Annotated in this window: 18 protein-coding genes; 12 read left to right on the top strand and 6 right to left on the bottom strand. The window is 65.6% G+C overall.

Features of this window, described 5'->3' with window-relative positions:
• Positions 1–28 precede the first annotated feature (28 nt).
• The 4 genes from R2N16_RS22255 (at position 29) to R2N16_RS22240 (ending at position 4,077) form a co-directional block, all read left to right on the top strand.
• Positions 29–1,753: a proline--tRNA ligase gene (locus R2N16_RS22255; RefSeq protein WP_316668669.1), complete on the top strand. Its 1,725-nt coding sequence runs from the start codon at positions 29–31 to the stop codon at positions 1,751–1,753.
• A 22-nt stretch (positions 1,754–1,775) separates the two neighbouring features.
• On the top strand, positions 1,776–2,537 hold the full coding sequence (locus R2N16_RS22250; protein ID WP_316668667.1) for a lytic transglycosylase domain-containing protein: 762 nt from the start codon (positions 1,776–1,778) through the stop codon (positions 2,535–2,537).
• A 66-nt stretch (positions 2,538–2,603) separates the two neighbouring features.
• Positions 2,604–3,470: a 2OG-Fe(II) oxygenase gene (locus tag R2N16_RS22245; protein ID WP_316668665.1), complete on the top strand. Its 867-nt coding sequence runs from the start codon at positions 2,604–2,606 to the stop codon at positions 3,468–3,470.
• Positions 3,471–3,483: 13 nt separating this feature from the next.
• Complete coding sequence (locus R2N16_RS22240; protein WP_316668663.1) at positions 3,484–4,077, top strand: MarC family protein; 594 nt, start codon at positions 3,484–3,486, stop codon at positions 4,075–4,077.
• Between the two features lie 66 nt (positions 4,078–4,143).
• Here the strand turns inward: R2N16_RS22240 and R2N16_RS22235 are convergent, their stop codons facing one another.
• Together R2N16_RS22235 and ffh are read right to left on the bottom strand one after the other, a co-directional pair.
• Positions 4,144–4,692, bottom strand: coding sequence for a hypoxanthine-guanine phosphoribosyltransferase (locus R2N16_RS22235; protein WP_316668661.1), 549 nt, complete (start codon positions 4,690–4,692; stop codon positions 4,144–4,146).
• Between the two features lie 170 nt (positions 4,693–4,862).
• A complete protein-coding gene (gene ffh, locus R2N16_RS22230) occupies positions 4,863–6,275 on the bottom strand; it encodes a signal recognition particle protein (protein ID WP_316668659.1) in 1,413 nt (470 codons plus the stop codon).
• 174 nt (positions 6,276–6,449) lie between these two features.
• Here ffh and R2N16_RS22225 point away from each other — a divergent pair, with 174 nt between their 5' ends.
• From R2N16_RS22225 to ampD, 5 genes are read left to right on the top strand one after another with little or no spacing between them, the layout of a single operon-like run.
• Positions 6,450–7,361: a cytochrome C assembly family protein gene (locus tag R2N16_RS22225; protein WP_316668656.1), complete on the top strand. Its 912-nt coding sequence runs from the start codon at positions 6,450–6,452 to the stop codon at positions 7,359–7,361.
• Between the two features lie 45 nt (positions 7,362–7,406).
• On the top strand, positions 7,407–7,673 hold the full coding sequence (locus tag R2N16_RS22220) for a hypothetical protein (protein ID WP_316668654.1): 267 nt from the start codon (positions 7,407–7,409) through the stop codon (positions 7,671–7,673).
• Complete coding sequence (locus R2N16_RS22215) at positions 7,670–9,688, top strand: ATP-binding protein (protein ID WP_316668652.1); 2,019 nt, start codon at positions 7,670–7,672, stop codon at positions 9,686–9,688. Before R2N16_RS22220 ends, R2N16_RS22215 begins: the two co-directional genes overlap by 4 nt.
• A 39-nt stretch (positions 9,689–9,727) precedes the next feature.
• Complete coding sequence (locus tag R2N16_RS22210) at positions 9,728–11,353, top strand: sigma-54-dependent transcriptional regulator (protein WP_316668650.1); 1,626 nt, start codon at positions 9,728–9,730, stop codon at positions 11,351–11,353.
• Positions 11,346–11,942 (top strand): 1,6-anhydro-N-acetylmuramyl-L-alanine amidase AmpD, encoded by a 597-nt coding sequence (gene ampD / locus R2N16_RS22205; RefSeq protein WP_316668646.1) that lies wholly within the window; start codon positions 11,346–11,348, stop codon positions 11,940–11,942. Before R2N16_RS22210 ends, ampD begins: the two co-directional genes overlap by 8 nt.
• Positions 11,943–12,013: 71 nt before the next feature.
• Here ampD and R2N16_RS22200 read toward each other — a convergent pair whose 3' ends face one another.
• The 3 genes from R2N16_RS22200 to R2N16_RS22190 are packed head-to-tail and all read right to left on the bottom strand — an operon-like array spanning position 12,014 to position 16,459.
• Entirely contained in the window at positions 12,014–14,161 is a 2,148-nt protein-coding gene (locus R2N16_RS22200; protein WP_316668644.1) for a phosphocholine-specific phospholipase C, read from the bottom strand.
• 36 nt (positions 14,162–14,197) lie between these two features.
• Complete coding sequence (locus R2N16_RS22195; RefSeq protein ID WP_316668642.1) at positions 14,198–14,398, bottom strand: hypothetical protein; 201 nt, start codon at positions 14,396–14,398, stop codon at positions 14,198–14,200.
• Between the two features lie 30 nt (positions 14,399–14,428).
• Positions 14,429–16,459, bottom strand: coding sequence for a LamG-like jellyroll fold domain-containing protein (locus tag R2N16_RS22190; RefSeq protein ID WP_316668640.1), 2,031 nt, complete (start codon positions 16,457–16,459; stop codon positions 14,429–14,431).
• A gap of 651 nt (positions 16,460–17,110) precedes the next feature.
• Between R2N16_RS22190 and R2N16_RS22185 the strand changes: the two genes are divergently transcribed.
• From R2N16_RS22185 to R2N16_RS22175, 3 genes are all read left to right on the top strand, one after another.
• A complete protein-coding gene (locus R2N16_RS22185) occupies positions 17,111–20,074 on the top strand; it encodes a ribonucleoside-diphosphate reductase subunit alpha (RefSeq protein ID WP_316668638.1) in 2,964 nt (987 codons plus the stop codon).
• Between the two features lie 116 nt (positions 20,075–20,190).
• Positions 20,191–21,399 carry a ribonucleotide-diphosphate reductase subunit beta gene (locus R2N16_RS22180; protein ID WP_147213782.1) on the top strand — a complete coding sequence of 403 codons (1,209 nt, stop codon included), beginning with the start codon at positions 20,191–20,193 and terminating at the stop codon, positions 21,397–21,399.
• Between the two features lie 153 nt (positions 21,400–21,552).
• Complete coding sequence (locus R2N16_RS22175; protein ID WP_316668634.1) at positions 21,553–22,635, top strand: M14 family metallopeptidase; 1,083 nt, start codon at positions 21,553–21,555, stop codon at positions 22,633–22,635.
• 47 nt (positions 22,636–22,682) lie between these two features.
• Here R2N16_RS22175 and R2N16_RS22170 read toward each other — a convergent pair whose 3' ends face one another.
• Positions 22,683–23,576 (bottom strand): EamA family transporter, encoded by an 894-nt coding sequence (locus tag R2N16_RS22170; protein WP_316668752.1) that lies wholly within the window; start codon positions 23,574–23,576, stop codon positions 22,683–22,685.
• Positions 23,577–23,691 lie beyond the last annotated feature (115 nt).

The following is a 23,691-nucleotide window of genomic DNA, read 5'->3' as shown; positions in this document are numbered from 1 at the left end:
GGCCGCGTCATCCCTTATTGTCAGTCGCATGAAAGCGTCCCAATTCTTCATTTCCACGCTCAAGGAAGCGCCCGCTGACGCGGAGATCGTCTCTCACAAGTTGATGATGCGTGCCGGCATGATCAAGAAGCTTGGCGCGGGCCTCTATACGTATATGCCCGTGGGGCTGCGTGTGATCCGCAAGGTTGAGCAGATCGTGCGTGAGGAAATGAATGCCGCCGGCGCGGTGGAGGTGCTGATGCCGGTGGTGCAGCCGGGCGAGCTGTGGCAAGAGACCGGTCGCTGGGACAAGATGGGCGACGAACTGCTGCGCTTCAAGGATCGCCACGAGCGCGACTTCGTCATGCAGCCGACGTCGGAGGAGGTGGTGACCGACATTGCCCGCACCGAAATCCGCTCGTACAAGCAACTGCCGGTCAATTTCTACCAGATCCAGACCAAGTTCCGTGACGAGCGCCGCCCGCGTTTCGGCATCATGCGCGGCCGCGAATTCACGATGAAAGACGCGTACTCCTTCGACCGCGACGCCGAAGGCCTGAAGGTGTCGTACCAGAAGATGTACGACGCCTACTCGCGCATCTTCCAACGCTTCGGCTTGGAGTTCCGGGCCGTGGCGGCGGATAACGGCGCGATTGGCGGGTCCGGATCGCACGAATTCCACGTGATTGCCGAGACGGGCGAAGACGCCATCATCTATTGCCCGGATTCGGACTACGCCGCCAACATTGAGGCCGCCGAAGCCGTGGCCCCGGCCGCACCGCGTGGCGCAGCCACGGAGGCACTCACCAAGACGCACACGCCGGGCCGCGCCAAGTGCGAGGCCGTGGCCGAGCAACTGGGCATTGCGTTGCAGCGCACGATCAAATCCATCGTGCTGGCCACGGAAGTGGAGGGCGGCGAGCCCCAGATCTGGCTGCTGCTGCTGCGCGGCGATCATGAGCTCAACGAGGTCAAGGCATCAAAGGTTCCCGGCCTGGCGGACTTCCGCTTTGCCACCGAAGGCGAAATCCTGCGCGCGTTCGGTACGCGCCCGGGCTATCTCGGCCCGATCGGCACGAAGCTGCCGGTCAAGGTGGTGGCCGATCGCACGGCGGCGGCGATGAGCGATTTCGTGGTCGGCGCCAATGAAGAGGATTACCACTACACTGGGGCCAACTGGGGTCGCGATCTGCCCGAGCCCGAGGTCTACGACCTGCGCAACGTGGTGGCAGGCGACGCTTCGCCGGACGGCAAGGGCACGCTGGCGATCTGCCGCGGCATCGAAGTCGGTCACGTCTTCATGCTGGGCACGCGCTACTCCGAGGCGATGAACGCGACGTTCCTCGATGAAAACGGCAAGACGCAGCCGATGGTGATGGGTTGCTACGGCATCGGCATCACGCGGATCCTGGGTGCGGCCATCGAGCAGAATTACGATGCACGCGGGATTATCTGGCCGGCGTCCATCGCGCCGTTCCAGGTGGTGATCTGCCCGGTGGGCTACGACCGCTCCGACGCCGTGCGCGAGGAAGCCGACCGCCTGCACGCCGAACTGGTTGCCGCCGGCATCGACGTGATGCTGGACGACCGCGGCGAGCGCCCCGGCGCGATGTTCGCTGACTGGGAACTGATCGGCGTGCCGTTCCGTGTGGTGGTGGGCGACCGCGGCCTGAAGGAAGGCAAGCTGGAATTCCAGGGTCGCCGCGACGAAGCCGCCACCGCGGTGGCGCCGGCCGACGTGCTCGCTACGCTGAAGGCGCGTCTCGCGCAATAACCCGACAACCGTCCCGACCCGCATGCGCCGCTTGTTTTCCGCCCGCCTGATCGCCACTGCGTTGTGCGCTGGGACGTTGCTCGCGGGCACGCAGGCAGCCTGGGCTGGCGCCCAGAAAGAGGAATATCTGGCGGACTCCGTGCGCAGCGCGCTGTCTGCCGCGGTGGCCGACAGCCGCCCGCTGCGCCCCGTGTTTGCCAGCAATGACGAGCAACTCGGCTACCTGCGCTGGCTGGCGGAGATGTCGGTGCGCATGTCGAGCAAGATTCCGCAGGCGTCGGTACGTGTCGAACTGATCGAGACGGCGTATTACGAAGCCAAGCGCGCAGGCCTGGACCCGGCGCTGGTGCTCGGGCTCATCCAGGTGGAAAGCGGCTTTCGCAAGTACGCCATCAGCAGTGCGGGTGCGATGGGCCTGATGCAGGTGATGCCGTTCTGGACGCGTAGCATTGGCGACAACGACGCGCGCAAGCTCTTTCATCTGCAGAGCAACCTGCGCTATGGCTGCACGATCCTGCGTCATTACCTCGACATGGAAGGCGGCAATCTTTATCTGGCATTGGGGCGCTACAACGGCAGCCGGGGCCAGCCGCAATATCCGAATGCCGTGCTGGCGGCCTGGAAGCGCTGGCAGTATCAGGAGTCGAGCGCGATGACGGTGTCGGCGCCCGTTCCGGCCGAGCCCGCCGTGCCCACTCCGCGTGCCAAGGCATTGCCGGAAGTGCCGGCGCGCAATCCGTTCTCGCCGCTGCGTATTGCTGGCGGTCCGGCTGGCGGTTCGTGATCTTCCGTCGGCGAGCGGTCGGCCTACAATAGCGCCATCTCTCGCTCGCCCGCATCTCCATCCCGCATGTCCACCACCCAACCGTACGCGACGATGTCTGACGCGCTGCGCGACTGGCTGCAGCGTCACGTGACCGAAGGTTTCGAGGCCGAATCACTGGTGGCTTCGATGGTGCAATCCGGTTACGACCGCGCCTTCGCGCGCCGTGTCGTCGATGAGGCGCTGACCGCCCGCGCTCCTGCCCCGATCGTGGCGCCCGCGCCCACACCCGTCGCCGATCAGGCGGTCGAAAACAGCAATGCGGTGCATACCGCCGATGGCGACATCCCCATCCTGTTTGCAATCGAAACGCCGCGCATCGTGCTGTTCCAACACTTTCTGTCGGACCAGGAGTGTGACGAGCTGATCGCGATCGGGCGCAACCGCCTCAAGCGTTCACCCGTGGTGAACCCCGATACCGGCGAGGAGAATCTGATCTCGGCCCGCACCAGCCAGGGGGGGATGTTCCAGGTGGGCGAGCATCCGTTGATCGCCAAGATCGAAGCGCGCATCGCGCAGGCCGTGGGCGTGCCGGTTGAACACGGCGAAGGCTTCCAGGTGCTGAACTACCAGCCCGGCGGCGAATACCAGCCGCACTTCGATTTCTTCAATCCGGGCCGCAGCGGCGAGGCGCGTCAGCTCGAAGTCGGCGGCCAGCGCGTGGCCACCATGGTCATCTACCTGAACAGCGTGCAGGCTGGCGGCGCGACGGGCTTTCCGAAGCTCGGGCTGGAGGTGGCCCCGGTCAAGGGCAACGCCGTCTTCTTCGTCTACAAGCGCCCCGATGGCACGCTGGACGAAGACACGCTGCATGCCGGTCTGCCGGTCGAGCGCGGCGAGAAGTGGATCGCCACCAAATGGCTGCGTGAACGCCCCTATCGTCGCGGCGCCTGATCGACGTTAGGCGATGGAATACACATTCCTCTCCGCGACCGTCCTGCTGGTGCTGATCACCGATCCGCTCGGCAACATTCCCATCTTCATCTCGGCGCTGCGGCCGGTGGCGCCCGAGCGTCGCAACCGCGTCGTGCTGCGCGAGGTCGGCATTGCGTTCGTGCTGCTGCTCGTCTTCATGTTCTTCGGCGAGAGCTTTCTGCGCATGATGAGCCTGACCGACATGTCGCTACAGATTGCGGGTGGCATCGTGTTGTTCCTGATCGCGCTGCGGATGATCTTTCCACGTGAGGGTGCTGCCGAGTCGCAGCCTGCCGGCGAGCCCTTCATCGTGCCGCTGGCGATTCCCGCCGTCGCGGGGCCGTCGGCCATGGCCACGGTGATGCTGCTGGTATCGCAGGCGCCTGGGCGCATGTGGACGTGGGTCGGCTCGCTATGTGCGACGATGGCCGTGTGCGCCGTGGTGCTGCTGAGCGCCACGCACATCCAGCGTCTCGTGGGTGAGCGCACGGTGATGGCGTTCGAGCGGCTGATGGGGCTGATCCTGGTGGCGATCTCGGTGGAGATGCTGCTCAAGGGCATCCGCACGTTCGCGCATCAACTCTGAAACCATGCGCGGGCAACAAAAAAGGGCGACTGATAGGTCGCCCTTCTTGTTTGCAGCGGTGCCGCCTCAGGTGTTCTTGAGCGCGCGGATGGCCGGCAGGTTGCGCCAGTAGCCCTTGGCGTCCATGCCACAGCCAAACACGTAGCGGTCCGGCACGCTGAAGCCGCAGAAGTCTGGATACAGCGGTTTGGACTTGGTGAGCGTCTTCTCGCACAGCACGGCGGAGTAGAACTCGGCGGCCCCCATGTCGATGATGCGCGAGCGGATGGCGGCCATCGTTTCGCCTTCGTCGAGGATGTCGTCGAGCACCAGCACCGTGCGGCCCTTGACCGACTCGCGCGGCGCCACGCGCCACTGCATCTCGCCGCCCACCGTCTTGTTGTTGTAGCGCGAGAGGTGGATGTAGTCGAACTCCAGCGGGAAGGCCAGCTTGGGCAGCAGCATGCCGGTAAAGACGGCCGCGCCGCCCATCACGGACAGCACCATCGGGAAGGTGTCGCCGATCTTCTCGGTGATCTGTTCGGCCATGCGGTCCAGCGAGCCGCGCACGGCGTCTTCGCTGACGATTTCTTCGGAGTTGGCCCAGAGTTCGCGGGCCTGTTCTGCGCTCAGCATCGTGTCAGTCTAGTAAACGGTTGGGGAAGGCAGGGATTGATCGGGTGCCTATAAGGGGCTCAGGGGTCCGTCGCGAGCGGCTCGAAGCTGGCCTGAGAAGCGCAACCGTACGCGTGTACGGTCAGCATCGCAAGGCCAAGACCGGGCCGCGCCGCGGGGCCATGCGTCCGTTATCGGCCGAGCAAGCCTTTCATGCCGCCTTTCATGCCGCCCATGGCGCGCATCATCTTCATCATGCCGCCGCCTTTGAGCTTCTTCATCATGGATTGCATCTGCTCGAATTGGTTGAGCAGACGGTTGACTTCCTGCACCTGCACGCCCGCACCAGCAGCAATGCGGCGCTTGCGGCTCGCCTTGATGAGTTCGGGCTTGGCACGCTCGGCTGCCGTCATGCTGTTGATGATGCCTTCCATGCGCCGCACCTGCTTTTCGGCCTGGTCCATGTTGGCACCCTGCGCCTGTTGCGCGAATTGCGCAGGCAGCTTGTCCATCAGACCGCCCAGGCCGCCCATCTTCTTCATCTGGCCGATCTGCGCCTTGAAGTCTTCGAGGTCGAAGCCGCCGGTCTTCTTGATCTTGGCGGCAAGCTTCTGCGCCTCTTCCATGTCGACACCGCGCTGGGCTTCCTCCACCAGCGCGAGGATGTCGCCCATGCCCAGAATGCGCTGGGCCATGCGGTCGGGGTAGAACGGCTCCAGCCCGTCGAGCTTTTCCGCCACACCGACGAACTTGATCGGCTTGCCCGTGATGTGACGCACCGACAGCGCCGCGCCACCGCGCGCATCGCCGTCGAGCTTGGTCAGCACCACGCCGGTCAGCGGCAGGGTGTCGTTGAAGGCCTTGGCGGTGTTGACGGCATCCTGGCCGAGCATCGCGTCGACCACGAACAGCGTTTCGGCCGGCTTGAGCCTGGCGTGCAGCGCAGCGATCTCTTGCATCATCGCCTCGTCGATACCGAGGCGGCCGGCCGTGTCGACGATCAGCACGTCGTGGTAGTGCTTCTTGGCCCAGTCGAGTGCGGCGGCGGCAATGTCCACCGGCTTCTGGTCGGGCTGCGAGGGGAAGAAATCTGCGCCGACCTGTTCGGAAACGGTCTTCAACTGCGCGATGGCGGCGGGGCGATACACGTCGCACGACACCGTCAGCACCTTCTTCTTCTTGTTCTCTTTGAGCCACTTCGCGAGCTTGCCGACCGTGGTGGTCTTACCCGCGCCTTGCAGACCGGCCATCAGGATGATCGCGGGCGGCGTGACGTTGAGGTTCAACTCCGCCGCGCGGCCGCCCATGATGTTGCTGCCGACGCCTTCCAGCGCTTCCTGGCCGCCGATGATGGCCGTCAGCTCGCGCTGCACGATGCCAACCAGCGCCTGGCCCGGCGAGAGGCTGGTGATGACGTCTTCGCCGAGCGCCTTTTCCTTGACGCGGGCAATGAACTCGCGCACGACCGGCAGCGCCACGTCGGCTTCGAGCAGTGCCAGGCGGACTTCGCGCAGCATCTCGGCGGTATTGGCTTCGGTCAGGCGCGCTTCGCCGCGCATGGTCTTGACCACGCGCGCAAGCCGTTGGGTCAGGTTATCCAGCATGACAGTGACAGGGATCCGGAATTGGGGACGGGATGAAGATGAGGCCGGCGCGCGTTTGGCTTGCACCGGCAAGGAATGTGCTTAATGCGCGCATGTTGCGTTGCCGCCCGTCAAGGCTTTCGGCGGGGGGCGGGCCCCAGCCAAAACTGGGGTGCGCTGCGGTAAACTGTGTAAATGGCAATTGTACTGTATGCGCTGACGGCGCTTCTCTACGGCATCCTCGCTTCGGTAGCGTGGGCGCGACGCGGTGGTCTGGGTGCCCAGGCACCGGCGGGAGCCATGGCGGCAGGTGGTCAGTCGCCGGGTGCCACGGTGCTCGTTCCGCCGCCTCCGGGCGGCGCCGATACCGTCCCGGCCTGGTGGCGCTGGGGTTTGCTGGCCGCCTTGATCGCGCACGGGTTCCTGCTGCACGAGACGATTTTCCCTGCCGGTGCCATGGTGTTCGGCTTTGCCTATGCGCTGTCGGCCATGCTGTGGCTGGGCGTGGGCATTTTCTGGATCGAAAGCCTCTTCTTCTCGCTGGCCGGCCTTGGGCTGCTCGTGATGCCGGTGGCGCTGGCCGGCAGCCTGTTGCCGGTGGCCTTCCCGGGCACGCAAATTCTCGGCTATGCGGCCAGCCCGCTGTTCAAGCTGCACTTCGCCATTGCCAATGTCGCCTACGGGCTGTTCACGCTGGCGGCGTTCCACGCGATCCTCATGCTGGCTGCGGAGCGCCGCCTGCACACCATCAACCGCCCCACCGAGGCAAGCTGGTTCAGTCGCTGGCTGGATCTGCTGCCGCCGTTGCTCACGCTGGAGAAGCTGCTGTTCCGCCTGATCGGCGCGGGCTTCGTGCTCTTGACGCTGACGATCGCATCGGGCGTGCTGTTCTCCGAACAACTGTTCCACAGCGCCTTCCATTTCGATCACAAGAACATCTTTGCGGTGCTGTCGTGGGCGATGTTCGGCGGCATCCTGATCGGTCGGCGTTTTCGCGGCTGGCGCGGACGAGTGGCACTGCGCTGGGTGATGGCGGCCTTTGCGATCCTGCTGCTGGCGTATGTGGGCAGCCGCTTCGTACTCGAAGTCATCCTGCATCGCGCCTAGCGCGTTCCTGGCGCCTGCGCCGTTACTTGTCCCTGTCTGTTCTCCATGTCCCGTCCTGTCTTGCTGATCCTGATGCTGCTCGCCGGCTGGTGGTGGTTGAGCCGCCTGGGGACGCGTTCGTCCCGCGCTTCGGGGCAGGGCCAGGCCGCCTCACGTGGACAGGGTTCGGGCAAGCGCACGCCTGAGCCCCAGGCTTCCCAGCCCATCGAGCAATGTGCCGTGTGTGGCGTACATGCGCCGCGCACCGGCATGATCGCGCTGCCCGGCGGCCGCTATCGCTGTCCCGAGCATGCTGACCGAGGCAACACATGACGCCCGCTGCGCCGGGTGCCGCGCGTAACCTGCTCTCGCGCCTGAACGCCTTGCGCGCGCTCCGATCAGTCTGGCTCGAGCCCGATCCGCCGGAGTTCCAGTGGCGCCTGCTGCGCTATTTCGCCTTCAGTCGCGCAGCGGTGGCGCTGGTGCTGTTGCTCTTCGTGATGGTGCCGCGCGAGCACAACGAGGCAGTCGGCCTGCCCAATACCGACGCGCTGCTCAGCGTGACGCTGCCTTATCTGGCGATGGCCCTGTTGATCCTGGCGGCGGCCGGCTGGTGGCGCACGCGATTCCAATTCCGCGTGCGGCTGGATGTGGTGCTCGATCTGCTGTTCCTGGGGCTGGCGTATGCCACGCTGTCGCGCCTGTCGGCGAGCGTGGCGATGGTGTTGCTGATGCCGGTGCTGGCCGCCGGTGCGCTCACCAGCCTGCTGTTTGCGCTGTTCACGGCGGCAGTGGCGTCGATCGTGGTGCTGGCCGATCCGTTTCTGCAGATGCTGAGCGACGGAGTGATTGCGCCGGGGCTGGCATCCGCCGGTCTGTACGGCCTGGTCTACATGATGGCCGCGTCGATGATGTACGGCCTGTCGCACCGCCAGATCGCGCAGGAACGTTTGACGATGGCCCGCGAGCGCGAGCTGCGCCTGCAACAGCTCGTCAACCGCCTGATGGTCTACGACATGCAGGACGGCGTGATGCTGGTGCGTGCCGACGGCCGCGTCGTTGCCGCCAACCCGGCCGCAGCCATGCTGTTGGGCGTGCCGCAGAGCGCGTTTGTCGGCAGCGGTGCGATGTTGTTTGACTTGAAAGACCTGCCGCACCTGCGCCCGCTGCTCGAAACGCTGCGCCACTGGCTGCGCCGCAAGAGCCGTCCCACCGATGGCAGCGGTGACGACGATGCACCGCGCATCCTCGACCTGCTGCCCATCGCCTCGGGTGGCCGCACCGGCCGCGCCATGTTGAGCGCCCGCCTGCGCCTGCGCTTCATCCTGCCGAGCCTGGCCAACCTGCGCAGCGTCTACATGGATAGCCTTGTCAGCTCGATCGGCCTGGGCCTGCTGGGCGAGGGCGGTGAGATGCGTCCGCGCATTCCATCGTCCGAGGCCATCACGCAGGGCTGGTCGGTGGACGACGAAGCGTTTCTGCGTCACGAGTTGCATGACACCGTGCTGGTCCACGTGGAAAGCTGGGAGCGCGTGGCGGAGCAGGCGCAGCAGGAAAAGCTGGCCTCGATGGGGCGGCTGGTGGCCAGCGTCGCGCACCAGATCCGCAACCCGCTGGCCGCGATCAGCCAGGCCGCTGAACTGTTGGACGATCCGGGCGACGGCCATGATGGCAGCGCACACGTGCGCCCGGAGAGCACTGGCGTGGAGACGCGCCTGCTGCGCATCATCCGTGACAACGTGCGCCGGCTCGACCAGGTGGTCGCCGACGTGCTGATGCTCTCGCGCCGCCCGCGTGGCGAACGCGTGCGCGTGCAGCTTGCACAGGTGCTGCCGGAGGTCGTCGAGCGCTGGCGTGCCGAGGCCCTACGCCGCGCAGGCGAAGCAACCGCGATCAACCCGAACCTCGTGCGCGTGGCGGTCGACCTGGACAAGCCCGTGCTATTCGACCCGGCCCAGTTGCAGCAGGTGGTGGGCAACATGCTCGACAACGCGTTGCGCTATTGCCGCCGCGTGCCGGGTTCGATCCAGCTGGCGGCCTACGCGCTGGACGATACCCACGCCGAACTGGTGATCTGGAACGACGGCCCGGAAGTGCCCACCGAGCAGCAGCGCAGCCTGTTCGAGCCGTTCTTCACGAATGACGCCCAAGGCACTGGCCTGGGCCTCTACATGGCGCGCGAGTTGTGTAGCGCCAACGATGCGCAGATCCGTTACGGCGCCATCGCACTGGAATCCTTGCTGGATCGCACCGGAGCGTTGACCATGGAGGCGCGCGACACGTTGCCGCGCCGCGCCTTCGTCATCACCCTGATGTTTGACCAACCTGCCTTGGCCGTAGCGGATTGATCCGCTGGCCGCGAATTTCTGCCGATCTTCAGCTGATCCATGTCCAAAGCCGCCATCGTTCGCGAACCCATTCTCGTCGTCGATGACGAAGCCGACCTGCGCGAGCTGCTGGAAATTTCCCTGCGCCGCATGGGACACGACGTCGTGCTCGCCAGCGGGCTGGCCGAGGCGCGCGAGGCACTCTCCCGTCAGCGCTTTGCACTCGTGCTGACCGACATGCGCCTGGGCGATGGCCTGGGCATTGAACTCGTGCGCCAGCTCTCGGCCACGGCCGACCGCACTCCGGTGGCCGTCATCACCGCCTATGGCAGCGCCGAGAACGCGGTCGAAGCACTCAAGGCCGGTGCGTTCGATTACATCGCCAAGCCGCTCTCGCTCGACCAGTTGCGCAGCCTCGTGCTCAACGCGCTCGGGCGCCAGCAGCGCGATCCCGATCCCGGTAATGCCGATTTGGCTGAACGCACCAACGACCTGCTGCCCGGCCATTCCGCCGCGATGCAGGAAGTGCGCCGCTCGCTGATGCGCCTGGCGCGCAGCATGGCGCCGGTGGTGATCAGCGGGGAGTCCGGCAGCGGCAAGGAGCGAGCGGCGCGCGCCGTGCATGCGCTGTCTGCGCGTGCATCGCGGCCGTTCGTGGCGGTCAACTGTGGCGCGATTCCCGAGAACCTGATGGAAGCCGAGTTTTTTGGCTACGTGAAGGGCGCTTTTACCGGCGCCGACAGCGATCGCCAGGGCTTCTTCCAGGCGGCCAACGGCGGCACGCTCATGCTCGATGAGGTGGCCGACCTGCCGCTCACGATGCAGGTGAAATTGCTGCGTGCGTTGCAGGAGCGCCGCGTGCGCAAGATCGGCGAGAGCCGCGAAGACCCCGTCGACGTGCGTGTTGTGTGCGCGAGCCACCAGAACCTGGCGCGCCTGGTGGCCGCGGGCCGGTTCCGCGAAGACTTGTTCTACCGCCTGAACGTGCTGGAACTGCGCATGCCCACGCTGCGCGAGCGCGCCGAAGACGTGCCCGTGCTGGCCGGCGTGCTGCTCGAACAGCTCGCCAGCCGCTACGGTGATCCCCGCCCCAAGCGCTTGACGCGCCCGGCGCTGCAGCAACTGTGCGCCTACCCGTTCCCGGGCAACGTGCGCGAGCTGGAGAACCTGCTGGAGCGGGCGTACGCGTTTGCGGAAGGCGAGTCGATCGACGTGGATGATCTGGGCGCACTGGGCGCCGAGATCGAGCGCTCGCCGCTGTTCCACCGCACGCGCGAGGCGCACGCTGCCGCAGCAGGCAATCATCCGATGGCGCCGTCGCCGATGACCAGCTGGCCCGATGCCGTCTACATGCCGGCGCCCGTGCCCAGCCCGATCGGGATGCCGCAGCCGATGGCGCCGCCCGAGCCGGCACCCGTTGCGCAGCCGGCGGAGCCGGTGTTGCCGAGCGTCGCACTGCCGATCGATCTGCCGGCGTATCTGGAGTCGGTCGAGCGCAACGTGATCCTTGCCGCGCTGGACCAGACTGGCTTCAACCGTACGGCAGCGGCCAAGCTGCTCGGGTTGTCGTTCCGCCAGTTGCGCTACCGCATGCAGCAACTGGGCATTCGTGACCCGCGGGACGTTGAAGCGCCACCCGGGGGCGTGGGCGAGCCGGCCGGAAATGGGCTGAACGGTGATGCCTGAAAGGTTGCATATCGGCGCGGACGGATGGGTGGATGGCGGGCGCAGACATCCGTCGCCGAATATCGACGCGCGGCCCGACGGCATGCCGATCGACCTGATCGTGCTGCACAACATCAGCCTGCCGCCTGCGCAGGCCGCAGCCGATTTCGGCACCAACCACGTGCTCGACTTCTTCACCAACACGCTCGACTGCGACGCGCATCCGTACTTCGATCAGTTGCGCGGCGTGCGCGTGTCGGCGCATTTCTTCATCCGCCGTACGGGGGAGTGCGTGCAGTTCGCGCCTTGCGGGGCGCGCGCCTGGCATGCCGGTGCGTCGGACTTTTTCGGCCGAACGCGCTGCAACGATTTCTCGGTTGGCATCGAAATCGAGGGCACCGATGATCTGCCGTTCACGCCCGAGCAGTACGCCACTACGGCGTCGCTCGTGCGGGCGATCTGCGCGGCGTATCCGATTGCGGCGATTGCCGGCCACTCGGACATCGCGCCGGGCCGCAAGACCGATCCCGGGCCATGCTTCGACTGGGCACATCTGCGTGCGCTCGGCGGATTCAACGCGGCGTTGTTTCCGTACCAGCCCGCGCTCTGAAATGGAAACGGGCGGCCCGTTGTGAAGACCGCCCGCGTTCTCCTTCCTGTCTGTCTTTCTAGTTCACGGCCTTAGGTTCCCATGGCGGGGTCGGACACGCCGTCCTTGCCGGTTTCCATCCGGCCGGCAAAGCGCCGCGTGAAGCCACCTTGCGGCACCGTCACCGTCAAGTCGTACCAGTTGCCCTGGCGGGCGATCGGCCAGTGCTGGTCGAGTTGCTTGCCGGCGGGAATGTCGAACGTCCACGGGCCGTCGGTGCGGTAGGCATTGGGTTTGACGGTGAAGGTGCAGCCGGCGGTGCCGGTGTTCATCATCGTCACGTAGACCTCGGCGTTGGCCACGTCGTAGCACACGCGGATTTCCGGTGCGCTCGAACCCGCAGCCGACACGGCGCTCACATCGCCCGAGAAGGCGCGATGGAAGCCGTTGGGGCCGAGCACCCACAGATCGTACTTGCCCTTGTCGGCGGCGAACACGTCCCACGTGTCGTCGAGCATCTTGCCGGGCTCCACCGCATAGCGGCGCGGCACGCGGTCCAGATGCAGGCGGTCGTACACGTGGAAGACGGCAGCGGCTGTGCCGGTGTTGCTGAAGATCAGGCGCAACGCGCGGTTGGTGGCATCTTCGCGGGCGCTCACGTGAAGCTCGTACGGCAGGGCGCGCGAGGGACGCGTGCCGGTCGCCTGCATGGGCAGTTGCTGCGCCGTCACCGAGGGCAGCGGCACCTGTGGCTTCAACCCTTGCGCAGTGCGGATGGAGTCGGCCGTCGCCTTGTCGCGGCTGGGCAGCGTGGGCAGCGTTTCGTTGTTCGGGTTGACGAAGTTGAAAGCGCTGGTCAGGTCGCCCAGCACGGCGCGGCGGTACGCGCTGATGTTCGTCTCCTTGACGTTGAAGCGCAGCTCCAGGAAGCGCAGCACCGAGGTGTGATCGAACGCCTGCGAGTTGACCCAGCCGCCGCGGCTCCACGGCGAGACGATGTACATCGGCACGCGCGGGCCGGGGCCGTACGGGTTCTTGTCGGTGTGATATTCGCCGGCGGTGCTGACCGTCGATTTGCCGGCCAGCACGCCGTTGTCATACGCGGGGGCGGCGGGCGGCGGCACGTGGTCGAAAAAGCCGTCGTTCTCATCGAAGTTGATGAACAGCACGGTCTTGCTCCACACCGCCGGGTTGGCGGTGAGCGCGTTGAGCACTTCCTGCGTGTACCACGCGCCCTGCACGGGGCTGGACGGGCCGGGGTGCTCGGAGTACGTGGCCGGTGCGACGATCCACGACACCTGCGGCAATTGTCCGGCGGCGATGTCGTCCTTCAGGGCCTGCAGGAAACCGCCGTCGGGCATGGTGTTGCCCACGCCCTTGATCAGCGGGCTGATGGTTTCGTCGGCCGGCGTGTACGGCGGGAACGGGCTGCCGTCCGCGAGGTTGCCGCGAGCGGCGTTGGCGTCGCGGTAGGCCTTGAAGCCGGCGAGCGGGTTGTCGGTGAAGTTGTCCGGCATGTTCTGGTACACCTTCCACGACACGCCGGCTGTTTGCAGGCGCTCGGGGTAGGTCGTCCAGTTGTAGGTGACGCCGGCGTCGAGGTGGTCGCCGCTGTTGTCGATGACCGGGCCGCCCGCAGCGCCGGTCGGGTCGTTCGTGCCCGTCCAGTGGAACAGGCGGTTGGTATTGGTGCCGCCGTGGAAGCCGCAATGGTACGCATCGCACAGCGTGAAAGCGTTGGCCAGCGCGAACTGAAAGTCCAGCTCGGCCTGCTTGTAGTAGCCCATTGACTGCGTCTGCTTGTAGGTCGGCCACTTGCTCATGCGGCCCAGGTCCCACGCTTGCTGCGCATCGGGGTAGCTGTGCGGCGTGCCGGAGACGCGCTGCGCGTTGCCGGCGCTGCTGTCGAGGTAATACGGCAGTACCGTGCGCGACGTGCCGCCGCTGGTGTAGGTCTGCTGCCAGACGTTCAGGCCGCCGGCCAGCGGGATGGGGAAGCGGTCGCCAAAGCCGCGCACACCTTGCAGCGTGCCGAAGTAGTTGTCGAACGAGCGGTTCTCCTGCATCAGGATCACCACGTGTTCAACATCGCGCATCGTGCCGGTGGCGTTGTTGGCGGGAATCGCCAGCGCGCGGCGGATCGACGGCGGAAAGGCGGCCAGGGCGGCGGCCGAAATTGCGCCCGTGCTGGCCATCTTGAGGAAGTTGCGGCGGCTGCCGTTGTTTGTGTTGGAAGTCATGTCGGTCTCAAACGCAAGTCGATGGGAAGCCGCGCGTTACGGAGCGCAGTGCAGGTTCGGCTTGTTGGCCGGCGGTTGGCCGGGTTGATCCGGCTGGGTGGTACCGGGGCTGGTGCCGGTGCCCGGCGTGCCGTCGTTCGAATCGCCGCCGCAGGCCGACAGCGACAAGGTGGCGGCGCACAGCAGCACCGCGGCCAGCCGGTGCGGCCGCGCCAGAGGATGGATAAAAGGCTTCATGAGCGGTCTCGTTCGGGGTGGGGGAGGGAGTCAGGGGGTCAGCGACGACAGCGGCTGATGCGAGCCGTTGATCGTCTTGAGTTCGTCCAGCGTCAGGCGGCGCGTCCACATGGCCAGGTCGTCGTAGGCCATTACGCCCTTGAGCGAGCCCGGGTTGTTGGGCACGTAGTTGTGTGTGGCGTCGTCGTTCAGGCCCCAGACCTTGGTGGCCAGGCCGTTGAGCTTCGTGACGTCGGTATTGGCGATGGCCTTGTCTTCCACCTTCTGCACGCCCAGCACCGGGTCGAGGATGTAAGCGCTGAAGCGCTTGCCCTGCGTGTCGACCGACAGCGCGAGATAGGCCCACTGGTTGGCGCTGAACTTCATGCCCTGGATGTCGTCGCGCTTGCCGCCGCTGCCCAGGTTGAAGCGCACCTCGCAGCCGCCGAACAGGCCGAAGGCGATGCCCGCATTTGCGCCGGAGGTGTAGTCCTTGTTGGACAGGATCGGCTCGCCCGTGCCGTTGCCCTGCGTGCAATCCGACTTGAACCAGAAGCCGATGGTGAATTGCGGGCTCTGCGCGATGTCGGCGCCGTTCTGCGTGAGCTTGTAGGCGTCGATGCGCGAATCGACCGAGAGGGCCGTGCCGCCAAACGGGTCCGTCACGGCCGAGCCGCCGTCGGTGCCGACCACCCACGGGCCGATGGTCGAATTGGCCTTGCGGTCGGTCGGGGGCAGCGGATCGAAGCTGTAGTACGCGGCCAGACCGTTGGTGAGCGAGGTCGCCAGCGGCGTCGGTGCAACGTAGCTGATCTGCGCGAGCATCGAGACCGGCACGTTGTTGCGCACCAGCGTGTAGTTGAAGCGGTAGATGCCGCTTGCGGCGGCGATGTTGCTGTCGGTGTACTGCGTGGCCGTGGCGGGCAGCGTGGCGACCTGCTTGCCGTCGCGCAGCACGTTGATCGGGCCGCTGGCGGTGGTCGGGTTCTGCCAGTTCAGCACCAGCGATGCGCTGTACGCGCCCACCGTGCTCTGCAGGTTGCGCACGCCGATCGCGCTGGCGGTGAGCGCCGCGCCGTCCAACTTGTGGGCGGTAGCCGGCACGGCGGCGTTCAATTGCGCCAGCACGGTCGGCACGATGTCGGCTTCGCTTGGCAGGGCGGCCAGCGTGGCTTCCGACGTAGGCGCGGCCATGCCGTTCTTGCCGAGCAACGGATTGACGGTCTTGTTCAGCGCGATGAAGGCGGTGCGGTTTTCCAGCGTCGGTGCTGACGTGGTGGCGCCCGTGGCGTCCAGGCCGTGGCTGGTGGTCACGACCACGAGCCAGTCTTCGTTCGGGTTGGCGGTGCGGCGCTGGGCGATGGCCGCCTGCAGCGTGCCCAGCGCCTGGTCGACGTTGGTCAGCGCAACGGCGTACGCATCGCTTTGCAGGCCTGAGGCCAGCGCGGCTGCTGCGGGCGCGGTGTATTGCGCGAAGACGACGTCATAGCCCGACTGCACGAGCTTCACGCTGTTCTGCGTGACGCAGGTGTCTACCTGGGCGCAGTCGACGAGCGTGTCGAGATTGCCGGCTTGCTGATCCGCCTTGAGCAGGGCGGGCAGCACGGCCGAGCTGACGGCGGCGCCCAAGCGTTGCGTGCTGCCGGCTGCCTTGGCGGCGTTGCGCGCGTAGCTGAAGACACTTGGGGCGGCCAGGGTGGTGACGGTATCGTCCGTCACGCTATGGCGGTTCTGCCAGGTGCCGGTCAGCACGGTGGCCCAGCTTGGCGTATCCAGCGGCGGCTGGGCGGTGGTCGTGCCCAGCGTCCCCCCGGTGGAAGCCGGCATCACCGCCAGCGTGCCGAGGTTCGGCAAGCTGCGCTGCAAGAGCGCGCTCTGCACCTGCGCGTAGGTGGCGCCGTCCACGCCCACCACCAGCACCTTCTTGCTGGCGTTGGAGGACGGTGCGTCCGTGTTGCCCTGGTTGGCGATGGGGCTGCTGTCGCTACCGCCGCATGCGGTCAATGTGGCCGCCAGCGCAGCGGCCACGGTTGTGCTTAGCGTGGCCCTCAGCAGGCCGCGGGCAGGTTGATTCCAAGCCATGTCGATTTCCTCGGTCGTTGTGTGCGGCGCTCGGTGTCCCGCCGCTGTGATTGCGCTCCCTGCAATGCGACCGAAGCGTAGGGTTGGGGCCTGTCGCTCAAGTGACAGCCGAGGCAAGAATGCTGATGCCGCTATTCGGATTTCTTGAGCGAGTGGAATGTCGAGGAAGGCATCGGCCGCAGCATGCCTGCACCGGTGCAGTGCGCTGCACACTTGCCCCCACCGTAGATGAGGTGACGTCTATTGAGCTTGCGACGTCGATAGAAAGAATTATTCTGGAAGAAGGGTCATTGCGACGCCGCACGCCAGCCCCGCCGACCCGTTGTGCCGCCTGGGATGGCGGGTTTGCGGCACTGCATTTGGATTGAGAAACCCCCCCTTCGTCGCCATCTGTCAAGACTGGTCTTGTTTGATCGATCCACTATACTTAGGGCTAATCCCGGGGTAACACACTAGATATAGTGGTGACTTTCCGGGATTCTTATTTCGGCGCCACGCGGGGGCGGGCGTACGGCGGGTCAAGCCGACGCTTGGGAGCTGAGAAAAGGCAAGGGTCTTTTCCGTCTCATTTCTCCGCATGGCGCAAGGGTTCGCCAAGGGTGCTTCACCCAGCGGCGAGCCAATAAAACGAACGGTTCAACAGGAGTCCACATGCAGACGGCCCAACCCGAAATCCACTCCGGCACCGCCAATCCTTCCCAATTTGCGCAAAGCGCTGGCGGTACGGCCGTGGCCCCCAGCGCCGGCTACGCCGACTACAAGATCATTCGCCGCAACGGCGCCGTGGTCAGTTTTGAGCCTTCCAAGATCGCCGTGGCCATGACCAAGGCCTTCCTCGCCGTGAATGGCGGGCAGGGCGCTGCTTCCGCGCGTGTGCGCGAGCTGGTCGACCAACAAACGCAGAACGTGGTGCGCGCCCTGCTGCGCAGCCGTCCGAACGGCGGCACGTTCCACATCGAAGACGTGCAGGATCAGGTTGAACTGGCCCTGATGCGCTCGGGCGAACATGACGTGGCCCGCGCCTACGTGCTGTACCGCGAGCGCCGCGCCCAGGAGCGCGCGCAAGCCGGCGAAACCCAGCAGCAACCGGCCGTCATCGGCCTGAACGTGACCGACGGCGGCATCACCCGCCCGCTGGACATGGCGGCGCTGCGCAACGTGATCGTCTCGGCCTGCGAAGGTCTGGGCGAAGCGGTGGATCCGGAGCCGATCCTCAAGGAAACGGTCAAGAACCTGTATGAAGGCGTGCCGATGACGCAGGTGTACGACTCGGCCATCCTGGCCTCGCGTACCCTGATCGAAAAGGACCCGGCGTACAGCCAGGTCACGGCGCGCATCCTGCTGCACACGATCCGCCGCGAAATCCTCGGCGAAGAAGTCACGCAAGCGGAAATGAGCACGCGTTACGTCGACTACTTCCCGCAGTTCATCAAGCGCGGCATCAACGCCGAGCTGCTCGACGACAAGCTGGCCCAGTTCGACCTGGCCCGCCTGGGTGCGGCGCTGGACGCCTCGCGCGACTTCCAGTTCAACTACCTCGGCCTGCAGACGCTGTACGACCGCTACTTCCTGCACATCAACGAGACGCGCATCGAGATGCCGCAGGCGTTCTTCATGCGCGTGGCGATGGGCCTGGCGCTGAACGAAATCGATCGTGAAGCCCGCGCCATCGAGTTCTACCAACTGCTGTCGTCGTTCGATTTCATGTCGAGCACGCCGACGCTGTTCAACTCGGGCACGCGCCGCTCGCAGCTGTCGTCGTGCTATCTGACCACCGTGTCGGATGACCTGGACGGCATTTACGAGGCGCTGAAGGAAAACGCCCTGCTCTCGAAGTTCGCGGGCGGCCTGGGCAACGACTGGACCAACGTGCGCGCACTCGGCTCGCACATCAAGGGCACCAACGGCAAATCGCAAGGCGTGGTGCCGTTCCTGAAGGTCGTCAACGACACGGCTGTGGCCGTGAACCAGGGCGGCAAGCGCAAGGGTGCGGTGTGTGCGTACCTGGAAACGTGGCACCTGGACATCGAAGAATTCCTGGAACTGCGCAAGAACACCGGCGACGACCGCCGCCGCACGCACGACATGAACACGGCCAACTGGATTCCGGACCTGTTCATGAAGCGCGTCATGGAAGGTGGCGAGTGGACGCTGTTCTCGCCGTCGACCTGCCCGGACCTGCATGACAAGGTTGGCAAGGCATTCGAGCAGGCCTACCTGAGCTACGAAGACAAGGTCGCGCGCGGCGAGATCAAGCTCTTCAAGAAGATGCCGGCGCTGCAACTGTGGCGCAAGATGCTGGGCATGCTGTTCGAAACCGGCCACCCGTGGATCACGTTCAAGGATCCGTGCAACATCCGCAGCCCGCAGCAGCACGTGGGCGTGGTGCACAGCTCCAACCTGTGCACGGAAATCACGCTGAACACCAACGACAGCGAAATCGCCGTGTGCAACCTGGGTTCGGTCAACCTGGTCGCTCACCTGGTCAAGCAGGCTGACGGCAGCGTGGTGCTCGATCACGACAAGCTCAAGAAGACCGTGCGCACGGCCATGCGCATGCTCGACAACGTGATCGACATCAACTACTACGCGGTCAAGAAGGCGCGTGATTCGAACCTGCGCCACCGCCCGGTCGGCATGGGCATCATGGGCTTCCAGGACGCGCTGCACGTGCTGCGTGTGCCTTACGCCAGCGACGCAGCGGTGCAGTTTGCCGATACCTCGATGGAAGCCGTGTGCTACTACGCCTACTGGGCGTCGACCGAGCTGGCCGAAGAGCGTGGCCGCTACAGCAGCTACAAGGGCTCGCTGTGGGACCGTGGCATCCTGCCGCAGGACTCGCTCAAGCTGCTGGCCGAAGAGCGCGGCGGCTACCTGGAAGCCGACATGTCGTCGACCATGGACTGGGATAGCCTGCGCGGCCGCATCAAGCAGTACGGCATGCGCAACTCGAACTGCGTGGCGATCGCCCCGACGGCAACGATCTCCAACATCATCGGCGTGTCGGCCTGTATCGAGCCGACGTATCAGAACCTGTACGTCAAGTCGAACCTGTCGGGCGAGTTCACGGTGGTCAACGACTACCTGGTGCGCGACCTGAAGGCACGCGGCCTGTGGGACGAGGTGATGGTCGCCGACCTGAAGTACTTCGACGGCTCGCTGGCCCGCATCGACCGCATCCCGCAAGACCTGCGCGACCTGTACGCAACGGCCTTCGAGGTGGAGCCGACGTGGCTGGTGGAAGCTGCATCGCGCCGCCAGAAGTGGATCGATCAGGCGCAGTCGCTGAACATCTACATGGCCGGTGCGTCGGGCAAGAAGCTGGACGACACGTACAAGCTCGCCTGGCTGCGTGGTCTCAAGACCACGTATTACCTGCGCACGATCGGTGCCACACACGTCGAGAAGTCGACCGTGTCGCGCGGCACGCTCAATGCGGTGTCGTCGGGTAGCGACGTGGGGGGCGTGTCGGCTGCAGGTGCATCGCAAGCTGCTCCCGCCAGCGCGCTGGACAACGTGGCCGCCGCTGCTCCGGCCATGCCGGAAGCCGAAGGCGCCGTGTGCACGATGCGCCCGGGCGACCCCGGTTTCGAGGAATGCGAAGCCTGCCAATAAGTCTAAACAGTGTCTGAGGTTGCTCCCGCGCAAGCGGGGGCGCCGTGACCTGGACGACACTGGACTCGCGCTCCGAAAGAGCGGGAGCGACGAGCAAAGAATTAGGAGAAACACATATGCTGAGCTGGGACGACGACGTCAAACCTGCCGCACAACCGCAAGCTGCGCCGCAGCCCGCGTATCAACCGCAGCCGCAACTGCAAACGGCCACCGCTGACCAGGGCGGGGTGCTGCCTCCGTCGGCCACGCAAGCCGCCGGTACGGGCATCCTCGGCAACAACCCGAACGCCGCTGCCGCACAGAGCAACCGCCGCGTGAACGCCGCCGACAAGCGCGTCATCAACGGCGCCACCGACGTCAACCAGCTGGTGCCGTTCAAGTACAAGTGGGCGTGGGAGAAGTACCTGGCCGGCTGCGCGAACCACTGGATGCCGCAGGAAATCAACATGTCGCGCGACATCGCCTTGTGGAAAGACCCGAACGGTCTGACCGAAGACGAGCGCCGCATCATCAAGCGCAACCTGGGCTTCTTCGTGACGGCCGACTCGCTGGCCGCCAACAACATCGTGCTGGGCACGTACCGCCAGATCACCGCGCCGGAATGCCGCCAGTACCTGCTGCGCCAGGCGTTTGAAGAGGCGATCCACACGCACGCGTATCAGTACATCGTTGAATCGCTGGGCCTGAACGAGGCCGAGATCTTCAACGCGTACCACGAAGTGCAGTCGATCCGCGACAAGGACGAGTTCCTGATCCCGTTCATCGACACGTTGACCGATCCGTCGTTCAAGACCGGCACGCCCGAGAACGACCAGAAGCTGCTGAAGTCGCTCATCGTCTTCGCCTGCATCATGGAAGGCCTGTTCTTCTACGTTGGCTTCACGCAGATCCTGGCGATGGGCCGTCAGAACAAGATGACCGGCGCTGCCGAGCAGTACCAGTACATCCTGCGCGACGAGTCGCTGCACTGCAATTTCGGGATCGACCTGATCAACCAGATCAAGCTGGAGAACCCGCACCTGTGGACGGCCGAGTTCAAGGCCGAGATCACGGAGCTGTTCAAGAAGGCTGTCGACCTGGAATACCGCTACGCAGAAGACACCATGCCGCGCGGCGTGCTGGGCCTGAACGCACCGATGTTCAAGGGCTACCTGCGCTTCATCTGCAACCGCCGTTGCCAGCAGATCGGCCTGGATGCGCTGTTCCCGAACGAAGAAAACCCGTTCCCGTGGATGAGCGAGATGATCGACCTGAAGAAGGAGCGCAACTTCTTCGAGACGCGCGTGATCGAGTACCAGACTGGCGGTGCGCTGTCCTGGGAGTGATCTGAGCGCCCGCTTCGACAAGGCGCCAAGACAAACGGGCGACGCACCACGCGTCGCCCGTTTGCATTTTGGGATGCCCGATTCACGTTTGTACGATTGCGCCGCTCGCATGAGGCATGGCACGCTGCGGCAACCACCGCAATCGGGCTCGCCATGACCATCGAGGCATCCTTTTCCCAAACCTACGATGAAGCCCGCGGCAAGTTCCTCGCCGCCGCGCAAGGCCGGGGGCTCCGCATCGAGCGTCATCTGCATCCGGAAGTGGTCGGGCCGTCCGGCGAGCAGCTTTCCATCGACACCGCACTGCTTGCGCCGGCGCAGGCTCAAACGCTGCTGATCGTCACCTCCGGCGTCCATGGTGTGGAGGGGTTCAGCGGCTCGGGTTGCCAGACCGGCTTGCTGCAAGACGACGAACTGTTCGCGCGGCTGGCGGCTGCCAAGGTAGCGCTGCTACTGGTGCACGCGGTCAATCCGTACGGGTTTGCGCACTTGCGGCGCGTGAATGAAGACAACGTTGACCTGAACCGCAACAGCGTCGACTTTAACGAGGCCGCTTCCGCCAACCCCGCCTATCTCGAAGTCGACCCGCTTCTGCTGCCGCGTACCTGGCCGCCCAGCCAGGCGGATCAGGCGGCGCTGCAGCACTACATGGTTACCCGCGGCGAGAGGGCCCTGCAAGACGCTGCAACGAGCGGCCAATACCGCGTGCCGGACGGCATGTTCTACGGCGGCAGCGCGCCGTGCTGGAGCACGCTGCAGATGCGTGGAATCGTGTCGCGGCATGCGGCCGACATGTCCCGCCTGGTGTGGATCGACCTGCATACCGGGCTCGGTCACTACGGCCACGGCGAGAAGATTTTCAACAGTCCCGATCCTGCCGAACTGGAGCGCGCCATGTGCACCTGGGGCGCCGATGTTCGGCCGATTGCCGCGGCAGGTTCGGTATCGTCGGTGGTCAAGGGCGATCTGGTGGGCATTGCATACGAACTGCTGCCGGGCATCGAGAAGACCTGCGTGACGCTGGAGTTCGGCACGCTCGCGCCGCTGGCGGTGCTGCAGGCGCTGCGCGCCGACCATTGGCTACATCGCCATCCGGAGCAGGGCGCCGCGCAGCGCGCCGGCATTCGCCAGTCGCTGCGTGATGCGTTTTATTGCGACGTGCCGGAATGGATGGGGATGGTCTACGGGCAGACGCGCATGGCTGTTCTGCAAGCGGTGGCGCGGTTTTCCGGCTAGGCGACGTCGGGCGACCCCAATAGGACCCCAACAGGACCCCAACAGGCTCAGGGGGAAGGCTTGGGCGCCCGCACCGTGAGCGCACACCCCGCGGACGCGGCGATGATGGCCAGGATCGCCACCCACTGGCGCCCCGTCAGTTGCTCGTGCAGCACGATCGCCCCCGCCAGCGCGCCGATGGCAGGCTCCAGGCTCAGCAACACGGAAAACGTCTTGCCGGGCAGATGCTTGAGCGCCACCATCTCGAGCGAATACGGGATCGCGCTCGACAGCAGCCCGATGCCCAGTCCCGCCAGAATGAGCGATGGTGCGAGCAACGCCGCCCCTGCCTGCGCCACGCCAAACGGAATCGCAAACAGCGCACCGACCAGCATGCCGATCGACGTAGCCTGGCCCGCATGCAGGCCGCCGAGGTTCTTGCCGGTCAGGATGTAGAGCGCCCAGCAGACGCCGGCGGCCAGCGCATACACCGCGCCCAGGTGGTCAACCTGACCGACCGACTTGTCGCCCACCGTCAGCATCAGCAAGCCGACCACCGCCAGCCCGATCCACACGAAATCCAGCGCGCGGCGCGACAGCAGCACGGCCAGCACCAGCGGCCCCGTGAACTCGATGGCGATCGCAATGCCGATTGGCAACCGCTGTAGCGACAGGTAGAACAGCAGGTTCATGCTCGCCAGCGTGACGCCGTACAGCGCGATGCGGCCGGCATCGGCGCGGCTCAGGTGCAGGCGCCACGGCCGCCAGAATGCCAGCAGGATCACTGCGCCAATCGTCACGCGATACGTGACCGTGCCCGCGGCGCCCAGCACCGGGAACAGCGTCTTGGCAAATGAGTTACCGAGGCACACCGACGCCATCGAGCCCATCAGCGCAAAGATGGGCATCCAGGGGGAGGGCGTCGTCGTGGAAGCGGTAGAGGCGGGAGCAGCGGAAGACATGAACGAGAGCGCGGGGGACGACAGATGGTGCGGCAAGGCAACGCCACAGCATAGCCGCGCGCCGCCGAGAAATCGTTGCATTCTCGGCGGCGCAGGCGTCGCTTTTTATCGAATT

This window comes from Ralstonia psammae (assembly GCF_958405935.1).
GTDB lineage: Bacteria > Pseudomonadota > Gammaproteobacteria > Burkholderiales > Burkholderiaceae > Ralstonia > Ralstonia psammae.
The sequence above is the reverse complement of the archived record's forward strand: the minus strand, read 5'-3'. Positions and strand labels throughout refer to the sequence as shown.